Source organism: Stenotrophomonas sp. SRS1, assembly GCF_026130205.1.
In the GTDB taxonomy this organism is placed as follows: domain Bacteria; phylum Pseudomonadota; class Gammaproteobacteria; order Xanthomonadales; family Xanthomonadaceae; genus Stenotrophomonas; species Stenotrophomonas rhizophila_B.
Window position 1 is genome coordinate 248019 of sequence record NZ_JAINFD010000003.1, and the last position, 14511, is coordinate 262529.

Genomic DNA, 14511 nt, shown 5'->3' on the forward strand with positions numbered 1-14511 from the left:
CTGCATCACCGGCGTAAGCAGGGTAGATGAAGTATCCCGCGTCGCCCCAGGGTAGATCCACGCCATGCGTGGCTGCAGAATCCATGCCAGCAGCAGCCACGCATGGCGTGGCTCTACATCGACAGATCAGGCAATGCCGATGCCCGGGATCGCCGTGATCGCATCCGGATCAAAGCCGGCCAGTTCAGCGAAGTGGCGGCCACGGGCGACGTAGTCGCGGTACACGCCATAGCTCGGCGCACCCGGCGACAGCAGGACCACCCCGCCCTGCCCGCCGAGCGCGGCCTGCGCCAGCCGCATGGCCTCGGGCAGATCGGTAGCGGCATGCAGACCGAAACGGCCTGCATCGGCCAGCGGCTGCAGCAGCGCGTGGATGCGCGGGCCGTTGGCGCCCATGGTGACGATCTCCACCGGCGGCACGTCGTGCGCCATGTGTGCGACGAAGTCGTGCCAGTCCAGGCCACGATCATGCCCGCCCACCAGCAGCGCGATGCGGCGACCGGCGAAGCATTCCAGCGCCGCCAGACTCGCGTGCGGGGTGGTGCTGATGGAATCGTTGACGAAAGTGACCCCCTCGCGCGTACCGATGGTCTGCAGGCGGTTGGGGAGCGGGCGGAAGTCCTGCACCGCCGGCGCCAGTGCCACCGCGTCCAGGCCCAGCGCCTCGATCGCCGCCAGCACCGCGCACAGGTTGCCGCGGTTGTGTCGGCCCGGCAGCGGCGTGTGTGAGGTGTCGAACACGGCCTGCTCACCGCGATGCACGACATCACCACGCATGTGCCAGCCCTGAGGCTGATTGAACCAGATGACCTCGCTCTCCGGCAGCGACACGCCGGCCAGGTACGGGTCGGCCGCGTTCAGCACCGCGATCCGCGGCGCGGCCCCGGTGACCAGCTGCAACTTGTCGTCGATGTAGCGTGCTTCGCTGCCGTGCCAATCCAGGTGTTCGGGGAACAGGTTCAGCACGATGGCGACCTGCGGGTGCGCGCCACTGCGCGCGACCTCGCCGGTCTGATAGCTGGACAGTTCCACTGCCCAGTACTGCGGCACCGGCTGCGGGTCGAGCACTTCCAGCAGCGGCAGGCCGATGTTGCCGATCAGCCCGGTGCGCGCGCCCGAGGCGCGCAGCAGGTGCGCCAGCAGCGCGGTGGTGGTGCTCTTGCCCTTGGTACCGGTCACGCACACGGTGTCGTGCACGATGCCGTCGGCAGCGGCCTGCTCGGCGAACCACAACGAGGTACCGCCGATGAACTGCGTGCCCTGTGCCGTGGCGTGCAACGCAGCGTCGCCATACGGGCTGATGCCCGGCGATTTGATCACCACCTCGAACGCGGCCAGCGCCTCGCCGGTGACATCCGAACGAACCGTCAGCGCGCCGTGGGTTTCCTCGCGCGCACCGGCGGCCTCGGCCTCCGGGCAGAACAGGGTCAGCGGCAGCGACGGCAGCCGCTGCTGCAGGACGCGGAACGCCGCACGCCCCTCACGCCCCCAGCCCCACAACGCAACGCGCTTGCCTTCAAGCTGCGAAATTCGCACGCAGACGCTCCCAGATCGCCGGCGGAATGCGGTGTTCGCCTTCCAGCGCCAGCAGCGGCTCGATCTGCAGTTCGGTGGCATCCAGCTGCGGGCGGATCTCGTGGACGAAGCGCTTCACCAGCGCGTCTTCATTCCATTCCGGTCGCGCGGCCAGGGTCGCCATCGCGGCGCGCGATTCGCGGCCTTCGCCCACGCACTCGAACGGTTTGTGGTCCTGGAATTCCAGCAGCGCATCAAAGCCCGGCGCCTGCTCGATATCGTCGAGCAGGTTGCGGCCGAAGATGCCGACCAGGCGCATCTTGGGCATGAACGGGGCCAGCGCCAGGAACACGAAGTGGCACTTCGGGCAGACGCCGCACCAGCGGTTCACCGGGCGCTCGCCCAGGATGTGGAAATTGCGGTTGCAGCTGGAGAAATGCGCGTCGTAGACATCGCTCTTGGCGAACTGACGCGCCACCGCCAGCTCCGAGAGCGGGCGCAGCAGCGAGTAATAGTGCAGGTCCGCGGCGACGTGCCGTTCCAGATGCTCGCCGAAGGCCTGCTCGAACGCCCAGCCCTTCGACCATTGGTGATTGACCTCGCCGGTGCCCGGAATCTGGCTGCCATAGCTGGCCGAGCGCTCGTTGGAGAACACCACCTGGTCCACGCCCTGCAGCAGCGCGGCCAGCACGAGAATCGCCGAGTTCACCGCGGTGACCGGGATGTGGCCGTTCCAGGCGCCCTGGCGGTTGAGCTCGAACAGCTCCGGGGCCAGCGTGCGGCCGATGTTGAGGATCGGCAGGCCGGTGCGCTCGGCGCAGGCGCGGATCAGCTGCGAGCCGCCGATCCACGTGACCGTTTCGGCGATGCCCAGGCTGCGCAGCGCTTCGATACTGACGAGCGAATCCTTGCCACCGCCGATGGCGACCAGCGCGTGTTCGCGCAGGCCCAGCGCCGGTGCGGCGAAGGCCTCGCCCTCCACCGGCAGGCGGAAGCGGCCACGCAGGTTCAGGCCATTGCGGTAGGCGAATTCGCCCAGGCCATTGAGGTACACCGTCTCGACCAGCGCAGCGGTCGCCGCATCGATCGTGTAGCTGTCGATGCGCACCTGTTCGGGCACGCCGGCCTTGTAGTAGCTCACGCCGGCCATCAGGTGCAGCAGGCGCAGGGCGCGCTGCACTGCCTCGGCGCGGTCACCCTCGAGCACGAACGGCGCGCCCGGAATGGTCACCGTCTCGATCAGTTCCGGGCCGTCATCGAAGGCGTAGACCAGCTGCGCCACGCCGGTGTCCGCGGCGAATTCGCAGCGGACGAAGCGGAAAACGGCAACCTGGTGTTTATCAAAAGCAGTCATGGTGTATCCGGTTTGGAAGGCGACAGGCAGCGGTCAAGGGCCATCATCGATGACGTCCTCGCGCGGCAGCTCGCGCTGGTTGTAAGTGTTGGCCATGACGTAGCCATACGCGCCGGCGTCGGCGATCAGCATCACATCGTCCGGCGCGGTCGAGGCCGGCAGGCGGCGGCGCTTGCCGAACACGTCGCTGGATTCGCAGATCGGGCCGACCACATCGAACATCGCTTCGGAGTAACCACTCAGGCGGCTGAGGTTCTCGATGTCATGCCAGGCGTCGTACAGCGCCGGGCGCATCAGCGTGTTCATGCCCGCATCCAGACCGACGCGGCGGATGCCGTCCTTCTCCACCACCTGGGTGGCCCGTGCCAGCAGCACGCCGGACTCCGCCACCAGGTAGCGACCCGGCTCGATCGCCAGGCGGAACGCCGGGTGCACGGCCTTCACTTCGGCCAGGCCGATCGCCCAGGCCTCCAGATCGAACGGCTCGTCGTCGGCGCTGTACGGGATCGGCAGGCCACCACCGATATCGATGGTCTCGATGCTGCCGATGCGGCGGGCGAACCCGGCCAGTTCATCGCACATCAGGCGCCAGTGCTGCGCGGTTTCCACGCCGCTGCCCAGGTGCGCATGCAGGCCGACCACGCGGGTGCCCAGCTCGCCGGCAATGCGGACGAATTCATCCACGCGGGCGATCGGCAGGCCGAACTTGGAGTCCTTGCCGCCGGTGCGGACCTTGGCATGGTGGCCTTCGCCACGGCCCAGATCCACGCGCAGCCACAGCTCGCGGTTGCTGAACAGTTCCGGCCAGCGCTGCAGGGCTTCCACGTTGTCCAGGGTAACGGTCACGCCCAGCGCGAACGCGGCATCGTACTCGGCATGCGGCGCGAAACTGGGGGTGAACAGCACGCGCTTGGGCGACAGCGTCGGCAGCGTATTGAACACGTGCTTGAGCTCGCCGTGCGACACGCACTCCAGGCCGAAGCCTTCCTGCTCCAGCACTTCCAGGATGGCCGGGTGCGAGTTGGCTTTGATCGCGTAGTAGCGCTGGTCGATCGCCTTGATCGCATTGAGCGCGCGTGCACGCGCCCGCACCGTGGGCAGGTTGTACACGTAGCGCGGCGTACCGGCCTGGGCGAGCGTCAGCAGATGCTCGCGCTGGCCCCGCCACCAGGCGGTTTCGCGCGGGCGGATGGTGCCGGCGATTTCGCGCCAGCGCGGGCCGAACACTTCGCCCTCTTCCACCGGCATCGCGCCGCTGTCGATCAGCTCGGCGTGCAGGATCGGCAGCAGGCCGTCCGCGTCCGCTTCGTCGATGACGAAGGTCAGGTTCAAGTCGTTGGACGACTGCGAAATCATGTGCACACGTTCGCGGCCGAAGGTGGCCCACACGTCCGAGAGCTTGTGCAGCATCGAGCGCATGCCGCGGCCGACCAGGGTGATCGCCGCGCACGGCACGATGATCTTGACCTTGCAGATCTGCGACAGGTCGGCCGACAGCGCGGCCAGCACATCGGTGCTGACCAGGTTTTCGGACGGGTCCAGCGAGACGGTCACGTTGGTTTCGGCCGAACCGATCAGGTCCACGGAGAGGCCATGCTTCTTGAACAGCCCGAACACGTCCGCCAGGAAGCCGACCTGCTGCCACATGCCGATGCCTTCCATCGAGACCAGCACGATGCCGTTGCGGCGGCTGATCGCCTTTACGCCTGGCACCGCCGCGGCATTGCCGTCGATGCTGGTGCCCGGCAGCTCGGGGCGCTCGGTATCCAGGATCGCCATCGGCACGCCGGCATCACGGCACGGCTTGATCGAACGCGGGTGCAGCACCTTGGCGCCGGTCGTCGCGATTTCCTGTGCTTCGTAATAGTCCAGTCGGGTCAGCAGGCGCGCGTCGGGCACGTCCTTCGGGTTGGCGCTGAACATGCCCGGGACATCGGTCCAGATCTCCACGCGGCTGGCACCGAGCAGCGCACCGAAGTACGCCGCCGAGGTATCCGAACCGCCGCGACCGAGGATGGCGGTGCCACCATCGGCATGGCGGGAGATGAAGCCCTGGGTGATCAGCATGCGGGTCGGCTGGGCGCGGAAACGCGCGGCCCACTCCGCCTCGGCACGCCACTGGCAGTTCACCGACAGGCGCTGCGACCACTCGCTCTGGCTGGGTTGCGGCGGCAGTGCATCGAGCCACTCACGTGCATCCATCCAGCCGAAATCCAGGCCACTGGCGCGCAGGTAGGCCGCACCGACGGTCGAGGACAGCAATTCGCCCTGGCCCAGCACCTCGGCCTGCCACTCCAGCGGCCGACCGGCGGCACGCGGATCGTCCAGCAGCCCGGCCAGCGCGTCCAGACGCACGTCCAGCGCGGTGGCGTCCAGCTCCAGCTCGGTCAGGAATTCGCGGTGGCGCGCGACCAGCGCGGCGACACGGTCGCGGCTGTCGGCGGCGCCATCGGCGATCGCGGTGAGTTCATTGGTCACCCCGGACAGCGCCGATACCACCACCAGCACGCGCGAGCCCGTTTCTTCCGCCCGTTTTTTCGCCAGTTTGCCGATGGTGTCCCAGCGGTGACGACGCGACACGGAGGTGCCGCCGAACTTCAGTACGATCCAGCGATCGACAAGGGGGGAAGCTGACATGGAGGTGGAGGTTTGGGTAGTGAGGGGGATCGCCCGGCACGCCGGGCCGAACTCCCGATTCTATGCCAAGCCTGCCCGTTGCAGGGGCAGGGCCCGCAATGCGGCCCTGGTTGGTAAGCTGCCCGCCCGTTTTTCGTTGAGCGCCCCGCCATGACCTCCCGTCGTTTCCTGCAGCTGGATGTGTTCTCGCCCTACCCCGGCGCCGGCAACCCGCTGGCCGTCGTGCTTGATGCACAGGGCCTGGAAGAAACGGCGATGCAGGCCATCGCCCGCTGGACCCGGCTGCCGGAGACCACCTTCGTGTTCCCGCCTGCCGCCCCGGGCGCGAGCTACGGCATCCGCATGTTCAGCCCGCAGAAGGAAGTTCCGTTCGCCGGCCACCCCAGCGTGGGCACCGCGCATGCCGTGCTGGAGCTGGGTGTGGCCGCACCGGTCGAGGGCGTGCTGGTCCAGGACGGCATCGCCGGCGCCCTGCCGCTGCGGGTGGATGGCAGCGGTGACGCCCGCACCATCGCGATCCGTACCCCGCGCGCCGCGGTCGCCGAAGTGACCACTGCCGCCGACCCGCGCCTGCAGGCAGCCCTGGCCGGGTGGCCACTGGGCAGCCTGCCGCCGGCACGCATGGCCGGTGGCCGCAGCTGGTGGGTGGTGGAACTCGCTGACGAGGCCGCCCTGCGCGCGCTCACCCCCGATTGGGATGCCGTGGCCACCTTGGCCGAGGCCACCGACAGCATGGGGGTATTCGCCTATGCACGCAGCCAAGGCCAGGCCTGGGACCTGGCGGTGCGTGCGTTCGTCGGCAACGGTCGCCGCTTTGAAGACGCCGCCTCCGGTGCCGCCAATGCGGTGTTGGCTGCCTGGCTGGACAGCCGCGACGCGCTGCCCGGCAACGCGGGCAGCTATGTGGTCAGCCAGGGCCGTGAAGTGGGCCACGATGCGCGCCTGACCCTGCGCATCGATGACCATGGCGATGTCTGGTCCGGAGGCCAGGTGCAGACCGTCATCCGCGGCACGCTGGACTGGTAATTCCGGCGGCGGCGCGTCAACGCGCCGCGTCGTACACCGGTGCGCCATCGACCCAGGTCGAGCGCACCTGCAGGTCGGCCAGTTCGGTAGGCGCGATGCTGAGCGGATCGCGATCAAGCACGACGAAATCCGCGCGCAGGCCGGGCTGCAACCGGCCGACCTGGGCCTCGTCATGGCCTGCCCACGCCGCATCAGCGGTGAACCCCCGCAGCGCCTCGGCCGCGGTCAGGCGCTGATCGGGCTGCCAGCCACCCGGCGGTTGGCCGGCACGGTCCTGACGGGTGACGGCGGCATACAGGCCCAGGCGGGGATCCACCTGCTCCACCGGGAAATCCGAACCCAGCGCGAGACGGGCACCGGAGCCCAGCATCCGCCGCCACGCATAGGCCCCAAGGATGCGCTCGGGACCGACCCGATCCTGCGCCCAGCCCATGTCCGAGGTGGCGTGGGTAGGTTGCATCGAGGCGATCACGCCGAGCTGGGCAAAGCGCGGAATGTCCTCCAGCGCCACCACCTGCGCATGCTCGATCCGCCAGCGATGGTCGCTGCCACGGCGCTCGCCCAGCACCTTGGCATAGGTATCCAGCGCGATGCGGTTGCCACGATCCCCGATCGCGTGGGTGGCGACCTGGATGTGACAGCCATCGGCCTTGCGCACCGCCGTTTCAAAATCGGCCGGCGAGGTCACCAGCAACCCGCGGTTGTGCGGGTCGTCGCTGTAATCGGCCAACAGCGCAGCACCGCGGCTGCCCAGCGCGCCGTCCATGAAGAGCTTGACCCCGCGCATTTCCAGGCGGCCACCGGCATGCTGGTACGCGCCCTGTGCACACAGATCAGCGAGGGCATCGCCATTGCCATCGGCATACGCATCGATGCGAAGCGGCAGCGTGCCGGCATCGGCGAAGCGGCGCATCAGGGCCAGATCCGCGCGCGATACGCCCATGTCGTGCACACCGGTCAGGCCTTGGCTGACCGCTTTATCCAGTGCGCGGGTCAGCATCTGCTCGCGGGCGGCGTCGCTGGGCGTTGGGATCGCCGCCTGCACCAGGGTCATCGCTTCATCGACGAACACCCCGCTCGGTTGCCCCTTGGCATCGCGCACGATGCGCCCACCGGCCGGCTGCCAGCTGCCCTTCAACGCGCGTTGGCCGGGCTGCCGTGCGACCGCGCGCAGTGCCGCGCTGTTGCCCCAGCCCGCGTGACCATCGATGCGACCCAACCAGACCGGCCGGTCCGGGAACGCCGCGTCGAGGTCGGCCACGGTCGGGAACTGTTTGTCCGGCCACCGGTTCTGGTCCCAGCCGCTGCCCAGCAGCCAGCCCTCGGGATTGTCGGCCGCAAGGCGCTGCAGGCGCGCCACGATGTCCTGGGTACTGGTCGCACCGGTCAGGTCGGCCTGCATCAGGGCGCCGCCCAGGAACATCAGGTGCGCATGCGCATCGATCAGCCCCGGGATCACGGTGGCCTCGCCAACGTCGGTCAGCGCTGCCAATGGATACAGCTCCAGGAGTGCCTGCCGATCACCGACGGCGAGCACCCGCCCGGTGTCGGTATCCCAGGCCAGCGCCGTGGCCGCCGGTGCCTCGGGATTGCCAGTGTGGATGGTCGCGGCGGTCAACAGCCGCACATCGGCCTGCGCAGTGCCGGCCAGCAGGCAGCTCATCAGGGTGGCAAGAGCGGTCAGACGCATGCAGATACCCCACAACAGGAAAGCGGCGACTATGCGGCCGCCGCTTCCCCATCACAATCTGCTGTGCACCAATCGCTGGCGCGGAATCAGCCGGCCAGCTCGGCCTCAAGGCTGATCGGTACCGCACTGAGCGCCTTGGACACCGGGCAGTTCTGCTTGGCGTCATCGGCGATGGCACGGAACTGGGTGGCCTCGATGTTCGGCACTACGGCCTTCACCTTCAACGTGATCTGCGACAGCTGGGGGCCACCCTCCATCGAGAGGTCGACCTTGGCTTCGGTATCCAGCGAGGTCGGCACGAAACCGGCCTCGGTGAGCTTGGCCGACAGCGCCATCGTGAAGCAGCCGGCGTGGGCGGCGGCGATCAGTTCTTCCGGGTTGGTGCCCTTCTCATCACCGAAGCGGCTGCTGAAGGCATAGCGGGTCTTGTCCATCAAGCCGCTCTGGGGCGTGCTCAATTGTCCCTTGCCTGTCTTGAGGTCACCTTCCCAATGCGCGGTGGCGTGGCGTGAAATACCCATCGTGAGATCTCCTGCGGCGTGAATGACCAGACCAGCCTAGACCGTGGCGCGTTAGTGCCATGTCTGATCGCTGTCAGGTGATCGGCAGGTGTCGACCCCAGCTGAATCGGCCCTCAAGACCGATGCTGTTTTCAAGTGGTTTTCGTGCGACAGTCGGGGTGCGACGGTCCATGACCGATGGCCTCCGCCGCAAGGGCGGACCCTGTTTTTTGGCTATGACCTGATGCACTGCGGTAACGAAGGGCGTGGAAATCACGAATTTTTATGCGTTTGCCTATTGGCGGCGCCCCATAGTTGCCCTACATTTCGCTTGCCGACGGGGTTCGGCGCGACCAAACAACCAACCGTTCACGGAACAGGAAACCATGGCAAAGACCGCTAAGAAGGCTGCCCCGAAGAAGGCAGTAAAGAAAGTCGCTACGAAGGCAGCCGCGAAGCCGGCCGCTCCCAAGCCGATCAAGGAAGTGCTGAGCAAGTCTGGTCTGGTTGCACACATCGTTGAAGCGTCCGGCGTTGTCGCCAAGGACGTGCGCGCCGTGCTCGCCTCGCTGGAAGGCGCCGTTGCCGCTTCGGTGCACAAGAAGGGCGCGGGCAGCTTCACCCTGCCGGGCCTGCTGAAGATCTCCACCGTCAGCGTGCCGGCCAAGCCGAAGCGCAAGGGCATCAACCCGTTCACCAAGGAAGAGCAGTGGTTCGCCGCCAAGCCGGCGTCCACCAAGCTGAAGGTGCGTCCGCTCAAGAAGCTCAAGGACGCCGCGCTCTAATCTGCGCGCTTCCTGCAGCACCCGGACGGGACGGCCTATGCCGTCCCGTCTCTTTTTCGGGCTCGCCGCACGCAGCGAAACACAGCGTTTCCAAAGACGTCTGCGGCGCGTACGTCCCGCGCAGATGCCTGTCCTGCCGCGATCTGCGCCATGGCAGAACCGGCCGGAACGTACCGGGTGGAACACTGCGTGCGACGGTACCTGTCGTCCGCGCGCGGGACGCGCCCTATGGTGGCCTTGTCCCCCACCGCGCAGGCAGCCATGGCCAGCTCTTCCTCCCAGCGTTACCGCATCACCGTCACTCCGATCGAAAAGGACGGCCTGCAGTGCAGCGGGCGCTGCACCATCGAACTGGAACATCGCGCGCAGCAGGACTGGATGCGCCTGCTGGAAATCGCGCGGCGCAACACCGGGCTGAGTGGTGACGAACGTGCCGCGGCTATCGTGGCTACCCAGCTGCTGCGCGACCTCGCCCAGCGCCATGCCGATGAACCTGGCCACCCGCTCACCGTGCTGCAACCGAAACTGGATGAGGTGCTGGCCGCACTGGAGTCGATCCAGGGCGCACCCTGAGCCAGCTGCGGGTGCCGCCGACAGCCACCACGCGCCCTGCTGACGACGACACGTCAAAGCTGGATTCAGCCGCGCGCGCTATTGTTGGCCCCTCATTCCCCCACGGCCTGCCGTCATGAACGTTCGCCCGCTGTTGTCCCGCCTCGCCGCCTGCACCGTATTGCTTGCCGCTGCCGTCGGCGCGCAGGCCGCACCGAGTGTGTCCGGCCGCCAGTTGTCGGTCGGTGCGCCCGATGTGCAGCAGTATCTCGATGGCAGCTTCCCACGCACGCAGGATGCGCTGGGTGGCCTCATCGCCATGACCATGAGCCACCCCAAGCTCACCCTGCCGCAGGGCAATCGCCTGGATCTCGGTTTCGATATCGCCATGGCGACCGCGGGCGGCAACCCGGCGCCGCTGGGCAAGGTCAAGCTGAGCAGCGGCCTGCGCTATGACGCGCAGACCCAGGGCTTCCATCTGCAGGAGCCGACAGTTGACGATTTCACGCCGGCCAACAACGGCGGCAAGCTCGACTCGCGCACCCGCGGCCTGCTCAACGCCTGGCTGGTCGACTACGCGCGTCGCGAGCCGATCTACAAGATCGACCCGACGGTCGCTGCCGTGCTGGGCACGCTGCAGGTCCAGTCGGCGCAGGTGGAGAACGGCAAGCTGGTGGTGACGTTCAACCAAGATCTCGGCGCGCTGGTGCCGGCCGGATTGCTGAGCAAGTAACCCGGAAGAGGCACCGACCAACGGTCGGTGCCTGCATCCTCAACCGGCCAAGGCCTTGCCCACCGCATCGGCGAACGCCGGAATGTCACCCGGTTTGCGACTGGTGATCAAGCCACCATCGACCACCACTTCGGCATCGGTCCATTCGGCACCGGCATTGCCCAGATCGGTTTTCAGCGATGGCCACGAGGTGACCTTGCGGCCCTTGGCCAGGCCGGACTCGACGAGCAGCCACGGGCCGTGGCAGATCGCGGCAACCGGCTTGCGTGAGGCACCAAAGGCCTTGATCAACGCAATCGCGTCGGTGTCGATGCGCAGTTTGTCGGGATTGATCACGCCACCGGGCAGCACCAGCGCGTCGTAATCGTCGGCCTTGGCGCCTTTCAGCGGTGCATCGACCGTGACCTCCTCGCCCCAGTCCTTGTCTTTCCAGCCGCGGATCGTGCGGGCGTCACCGGGGGCGATCACCTTGACCGAGGCGCCCCAGGATTCCAGCAAGCGCTTGGGTTCCTGCAGCTCGGACTGTTCGAAGCCATCGGTGGCGAGAATCGCGATGTGCTTGCCGTTGAGTGCGTGTGCCATGGAGCGGCTCCAGTAAGTAGGAGCGCTCAGTGTGGCCACGGGCGCATTGGGCGACGGTGACCACGATGTGCACAGCGTGTCGGCGCAGCCACCGGCCGACGGCCGGTGGCGACCGGAGGGATCAGCGCTTGGGCTGCAGCATCGTGCCGGTGCACTTCTTCGAACCGCAGCGGCATTCCCAGATCTTCTTCAGGCGCGCGGTGTGACGCTCGGCCAGGGTGATGCCGTAGTTGTAGGTCAGCTCGTCGCCCGGCTTGATGTCCTTGATCGATTCGATGAAGACCTTGTCCTCGCGGCGATTGTCGCCCTCGGCTTCCTCGATCACCGCCTCGCAGTTCGGATCGCAGCTGTGGTTGAGCCAGCGCGCGTCGTTGCCCTTGTAGTTCGCATCGATGACGTAGTCGTCATTGAGGGTGAACAGGAAGGTATGACCGCTCTCCACGTCCCCGGTGTCGTCGGCGTCCACGTCGGCGTGGCTGCGCAGCAGACCCTTGTACTGGATGACCCGCTCGCCCTTCTTAATCGGCGCCAGCGCGAACACGCCATTGCCATGGATGGTGGACTTGCGGGCCTGGATCTTCTTGGGCATCTGGCTGACCGTTGCGGTGGGAAGCCCCGATTCTCGCTTAATCTTTGTGATTGCCAAAGCGATGCGGTTCACTACGCGCCCAAGGCCGCCCTTCGGGCGCCTGAACGGGCGGGTTGGATGCCGCCGGAGAAAAGCGTACAATTTCAGTCCGCTTTATGGTTCTGCACCCCACATGCTCCGCGTCACCAAGCTCACCGATTACGCCACCGTCGTATTGACCGTGCTCGCTGCCCGCCCGGGCGAGGTGCTCAGTGCCACCGAATTGGCCGAGTTCGCCCGTCTGGAACCGCCGACCGTCAGCAAGCTGCTCAAGCCGCTGGCCCAGGCCGGTCTGGTGGAAGGCCTGCGCGGCGTCCGCGGTGGCTACCGGCTGACCCGCGCGGCAGACCAGATCACGCTGTTCGAGATCGTGGAAGCCATGGAAGGGCCGCTGGGCCTGACCGAGTGCGCCCACGACCACAGCCAGTGCGGCCGCGAGCTGCAGTGTGGCGCGCGCAGCAGCTGGCGGATGATCAACGACGTGGTGTCCGAAGCGCTGCGCGCGGTCACCCTGGCGCAGATCCTGCCCCCTCTTCCCCTTGTTGACGCCCACCGCCGCGCGATCGCGGCGGATGTCGTCTCCTGATCAGGCAGCCCCCATGGCCACCGATACCCTCGATACCGTCGCCACCGGCGATACCCCCAACCGCGAGATCCATGAGCAGCTCGGCCGCAAGTATTCGGCGGGCTTCATCACGGACATCGAATCGGACTCGTTGCCGCCCGGCCTGGACGAGGACACCATCCGTGCCCTGTCGGCCAAGAAGGACGAGCCGGAATGGATGACGCAGTGGCGCCTGGACGCCTACCGCCACTTCCTGACCATGCCGATGCCGGACTGGGCCAAGCTGCAGATCGCGCAGATCGACCTGCAGGCGCTGAGCTATTACTCCGCGCCCAAGGGCCCGAAGTACGCCTCGCTGGACGACGTGCCCAAGGAACTGCTGGACACTTACGACAAGCTCGGCGTGCCGCTGCACGAGCGCGCCAGGCTGGCCGGCGTCGCCGTGGATGCGGTATTCGATTCGGTCTCGGTCGGCACCACGTTCCGCAAGGAACTGGCCGAGAAGGGCGTGATCTTCTGCTCCATGTCCGAAGCGATCAAGGAACACCCGGAGCTGGTCAAACAGTACCTGGGAACCGTGGTGCCGGTCGGCGACAACTACTTCGCCGCGCTCAACTCGGCGGTGTTCTCCGATGGCAGCTTCGTGTTCATCCCCAAGGGTGTGCGTTGCCCGATGGAGCTGAGCACCTACTTCCGCATCAACGCCGGCCACACCGGCCAGTTCGAGCGCACGCTGATCATCTGCGAAGACAAGGCGTACGTGTCCTACCTGGAAGGCTGCACCGCGCCGATGCGCGATGAGAACCAGCTGCATGCCGCGGTGGTCGAGCTGGTCGCGCTGGACGATGCCGAGATCAAGTACTCCACGGTGCAGAACTGGTACCCGGGCGATGAGAACGGCGTGGGCGGCATCTACAACTTCGTCACCAAGCGTGCCGAGTGCCGTGGTGCACGCAGCAAGGTCACCTGGACCCAGGTCGAGACCGGCTCGGCGATCACCTGGAAGTACCCGTCGTGCGTGCTGCTTGGCGACGATTCGGTCGGCGAGTTCCACTCGGTCGCGCTGACCCACCATCGTCAGCAGGCCGACACCGGCACCAAGATGATCCACATCGGCAAGCGCACCAAGAGCAAGATCGTCAGCAAGGGCATCAGCGCCGGCCATGGCCAGAACACCTACCGTGGCCTGGTGAAGATCGATCGCGGCGCCGAGGGCGCGCGCAACTACACCCAGTGCGATTCGCTGCTGATCGGCAAGAAGTCCGGCGCGCATACCTTCCCCTATATCGAGGTGAAGAACCCCAGCGCGACGGTCGAGCACGAAGCGACCACCTCCAAGATCTCCGACGACCAGCTGTTCTATTGCCGCGCCCGCGGCATCGACCAGGAAAACGCGGTCTCGATGATCGTCGACGGCTTCTGCAAGCAGGTCTTCCGCGAGCTGCCGATGGAGTTCGCGGTGGAAGCCAAGAAGCTGCTGGAAGTCAGCCTGGAAGGCTCGGTCGGATGATCCGCGTCCTGATCAGCCTGGGTCTGCTGCTGGGCGCGGTGGCGCCAGTGGCCGCGCAGGACGTGAAATGCGATCCGGGTGGAAACCAGCTCGAGCTCAATGCCTGCGCCGACAACGAGTTCAAGCAGGCCGATGCCGAATTGAACGCGGTGTACCGTCAGATCGTGGCCAAGCTGGCCGGCGAGCCGGTGGCACTGGCAAAGATGAAAGCAGCGCAGCGCCTGTGGGTCCAGCTGCGCGACGCCGATCTGGACGCGCGCTACCCGGTGGGCGATGACGAGAACCCGCGCCTGCTGTACGGCTCGATGTACCCGATGCTGTATTCCGGCGCCAAGGCGGCCTTGACCACCGCGCGGGTCACTTACCTGCGCAACGAATTCCTCGAGCGCAGCGAATACGACCTCTGAGTCGCGCTGCCTCCAGTTCCCCTATCT

14 protein-coding genes are annotated in these 14511 nt (G+C 66.9%); 7 read left to right on the plus strand and 7 right to left on the minus strand.

Features of this window, described 5'->3' with window-relative positions; translation table 11 throughout:
* Positions 1-126: 126 nt before the first annotated feature.
* Genes murD through K4043_RS11800 form a run of 3 tightly spaced genes read right to left on the minus strand, consistent with a single transcriptional unit; the run spans position 127 to position 5506 of the window.
* The gene (murD, locus tag K4043_RS11790; RefSeq protein ID WP_265309458.1) at positions 127-1536 is read right to left on the minus strand and encodes a UDP-N-acetylmuramoyl-L-alanine--D-glutamate ligase; all 1410 of its coding nucleotides are present in this window, start codon (positions 1534-1536) and stop codon (positions 127-129) included.
* On the minus strand, positions 1517-2869 hold the full coding sequence (murL, locus tag K4043_RS11795) for a UDP-N-acetyl-alpha-D-muramoyl-L-alanyl-L-glutamate epimerase (RefSeq protein ID WP_265309459.1): 1353 nt from the start codon (positions 2867-2869) through the stop codon (positions 1517-1519). The genes murD and murL overlap by 20 nt, the downstream gene beginning before the upstream one ends.
* Positions 2870-2902: 33 nt before the next feature.
* Complete coding sequence (locus K4043_RS11800) at positions 2903-5506, minus strand: bifunctional aspartate kinase/diaminopimelate decarboxylase (RefSeq protein WP_123728602.1); 2604 nt, start codon at positions 5504-5506, stop codon at positions 2903-2905.
* Positions 5507-5656: 150 nt separating this feature from the next.
* Here K4043_RS11800 and K4043_RS11805 point away from each other — a divergent pair, with 150 nt between their 5' ends.
* On the plus strand, positions 5657-6532 hold the full coding sequence (locus K4043_RS11805; protein ID WP_265309460.1) for a PhzF family phenazine biosynthesis protein: 876 nt from the start codon (positions 5657-5659) through the stop codon (positions 6530-6532).
* Positions 6533-6548: 16 nt separating this feature from the next.
* Here K4043_RS11805 and K4043_RS11810 read toward each other — a convergent pair whose 3' ends face one another.
* Positions 6549-8222, minus strand: coding sequence for an amidohydrolase (locus K4043_RS11810; protein ID WP_265309461.1), 1674 nt, complete (start codon positions 8220-8222; stop codon positions 6549-6551).
* Between the two features lie 86 nt (positions 8223-8308).
* Positions 8309-8743, minus strand: coding sequence for an OsmC family protein (locus tag K4043_RS11815; protein WP_123728599.1), 435 nt, complete (start codon positions 8741-8743; stop codon positions 8309-8311).
* Positions 8744-9108: 365 nt separating this feature from the next.
* Here K4043_RS11815 and K4043_RS11820 point away from each other — a divergent pair, with 365 nt between their 5' ends.
* The 3 genes from K4043_RS11820 to K4043_RS11830 all read left to right on the plus strand — a co-directional run bounded on the left by K4043_RS11820 (position 9109) and on the right by K4043_RS11830 (position 10792).
* A complete protein-coding gene (locus K4043_RS11820; RefSeq protein WP_019185677.1) occupies positions 9109-9507 on the plus strand; it encodes an HU family DNA-binding protein in 399 nt (132 codons plus the stop codon).
* Between the two features lie 261 nt (positions 9508-9768).
* The gene (locus K4043_RS11825) at positions 9769-10080 is read left to right on the plus strand and encodes a DUF3861 family protein (RefSeq protein ID WP_123729686.1); all 312 of its coding nucleotides are present in this window, start codon (positions 9769-9771) and stop codon (positions 10078-10080) included.
* A gap of 115 nt (positions 10081-10195) precedes the next feature.
* Positions 10196-10792 (plus strand): DUF1439 domain-containing protein, encoded by a 597-nt coding sequence (locus K4043_RS11830; protein WP_123728598.1) that lies wholly within the window; start codon positions 10196-10198, stop codon positions 10790-10792.
* A 39-nt stretch (positions 10793-10831) separates the two neighbouring features.
* Here K4043_RS11830 and K4043_RS11835 read toward each other — a convergent pair whose 3' ends face one another.
* Both K4043_RS11835 and K4043_RS11840 read right to left on the minus strand, forming a co-directional pair.
* Positions 10832-11374, minus strand: a complete 543-nt coding sequence (locus tag K4043_RS11835; protein ID WP_123728597.1) for a type 1 glutamine amidotransferase domain-containing protein — start codon at positions 11372-11374, stop codon at positions 10832-10834.
* 121 nt (positions 11375-11495) lie between these two features.
* Positions 11496-11963, minus strand: coding sequence for an SET domain-containing protein-lysine N-methyltransferase (locus K4043_RS11840; protein WP_123728596.1), 468 nt, complete (start codon positions 11961-11963; stop codon positions 11496-11498).
* A 172-nt stretch (positions 11964-12135) separates the two neighbouring features.
* Here K4043_RS11840 and K4043_RS11845 point away from each other — a divergent pair, with 172 nt between their 5' ends.
* Genes K4043_RS11845 through K4043_RS11855 form a run of 3 tightly spaced genes read left to right on the plus strand, consistent with a single transcriptional unit; the run spans position 12136 to position 14484 of the window.
* Positions 12136-12588 (plus strand): SUF system Fe-S cluster assembly regulator, encoded by a 453-nt coding sequence (locus K4043_RS11845; RefSeq protein ID WP_026070170.1) that lies wholly within the window; start codon positions 12136-12138, stop codon positions 12586-12588.
* A gap of 13 nt (positions 12589-12601) precedes the next feature.
* On the plus strand, positions 12602-14077 hold the full coding sequence (gene sufB / locus K4043_RS11850; RefSeq protein ID WP_123728595.1) for a Fe-S cluster assembly protein SufB: 1476 nt from the start codon (positions 12602-12604) through the stop codon (positions 14075-14077).
* Positions 14074-14484, plus strand: a complete 411-nt coding sequence (locus K4043_RS11855) for a DUF1311 domain-containing protein (RefSeq protein ID WP_260232165.1) — start codon at positions 14074-14076, stop codon at positions 14482-14484. The genes sufB and K4043_RS11855 overlap by 4 nt, the downstream gene beginning before the upstream one ends.
* Positions 14485-14511 lie beyond the last annotated feature (27 nt).

Bases quoted from the DNA above. Each gene is read 5' to 3' on its own strand.
- murL (WP_265309459.1), bottom strand. From the start codon at position 2,869: ATGACTGCTTTTGATAAACACCAGGTTGCCGTTTTCCGCTTCGTCCGC.
- K4043_RS11800 (WP_123728602.1), bottom strand. From the start codon at position 5,506: ATGTCAGCTTCCCCCCTTGTCGATCGCTGGATCGTACTGAAGTTCGGC.
- K4043_RS11805 (WP_265309460.1), top strand. From the start codon at position 5,657: ATGACCTCCCGTCGTTTCCTGCAGCTGGATGTGTTCTCGCCCTACCCC.
- K4043_RS11810 (WP_265309461.1), bottom strand. From the start codon at position 8,222: ATGCGTCTGACCGCTCTTGCCACCCTGATGAGCTGCCTGCTGGCCGGC.
- K4043_RS11815 (WP_123728599.1), bottom strand. From the start codon at position 8,743: ATGGGTATTTCACGCCACGCCACCGCGCATTGGGAAGGTGACCTCAAG.
- K4043_RS11820 (WP_019185677.1), top strand. From the start codon at position 9,109: ATGGCAAAGACCGCTAAGAAGGCTGCCCCGAAGAAGGCAGTAAAGAAA.
- K4043_RS11825 (WP_123729686.1), top strand. From the start codon at position 9,769: ATGGCCAGCTCTTCCTCCCAGCGTTACCGCATCACCGTCACTCCGATC.
- K4043_RS11830 (WP_123728598.1), top strand. From the start codon at position 10,196: ATGAACGTTCGCCCGCTGTTGTCCCGCCTCGCCGCCTGCACCGTATTG.
- K4043_RS11835 (WP_123728597.1), bottom strand. From the start codon at position 11,374: ATGGCACACGCACTCAACGGCAAGCACATCGCGATTCTCGCCACCGAT.
- K4043_RS11840 (WP_123728596.1), bottom strand. From the start codon at position 11,963: ATGCCCAAGAAGATCCAGGCCCGCAAGTCCACCATCCATGGCAATGGC.
- K4043_RS11845 (WP_026070170.1), top strand. From the start codon at position 12,136: ATGCTCCGCGTCACCAAGCTCACCGATTACGCCACCGTCGTATTGACC.
- sufB (WP_123728595.1), top strand. From the start codon at position 12,602: ATGGCCACCGATACCCTCGATACCGTCGCCACCGGCGATACCCCCAAC.
- K4043_RS11855 (WP_260232165.1), top strand. From the start codon at position 14,074: ATGATCCGCGTCCTGATCAGCCTGGGTCTGCTGCTGGGCGCGGTGGCG.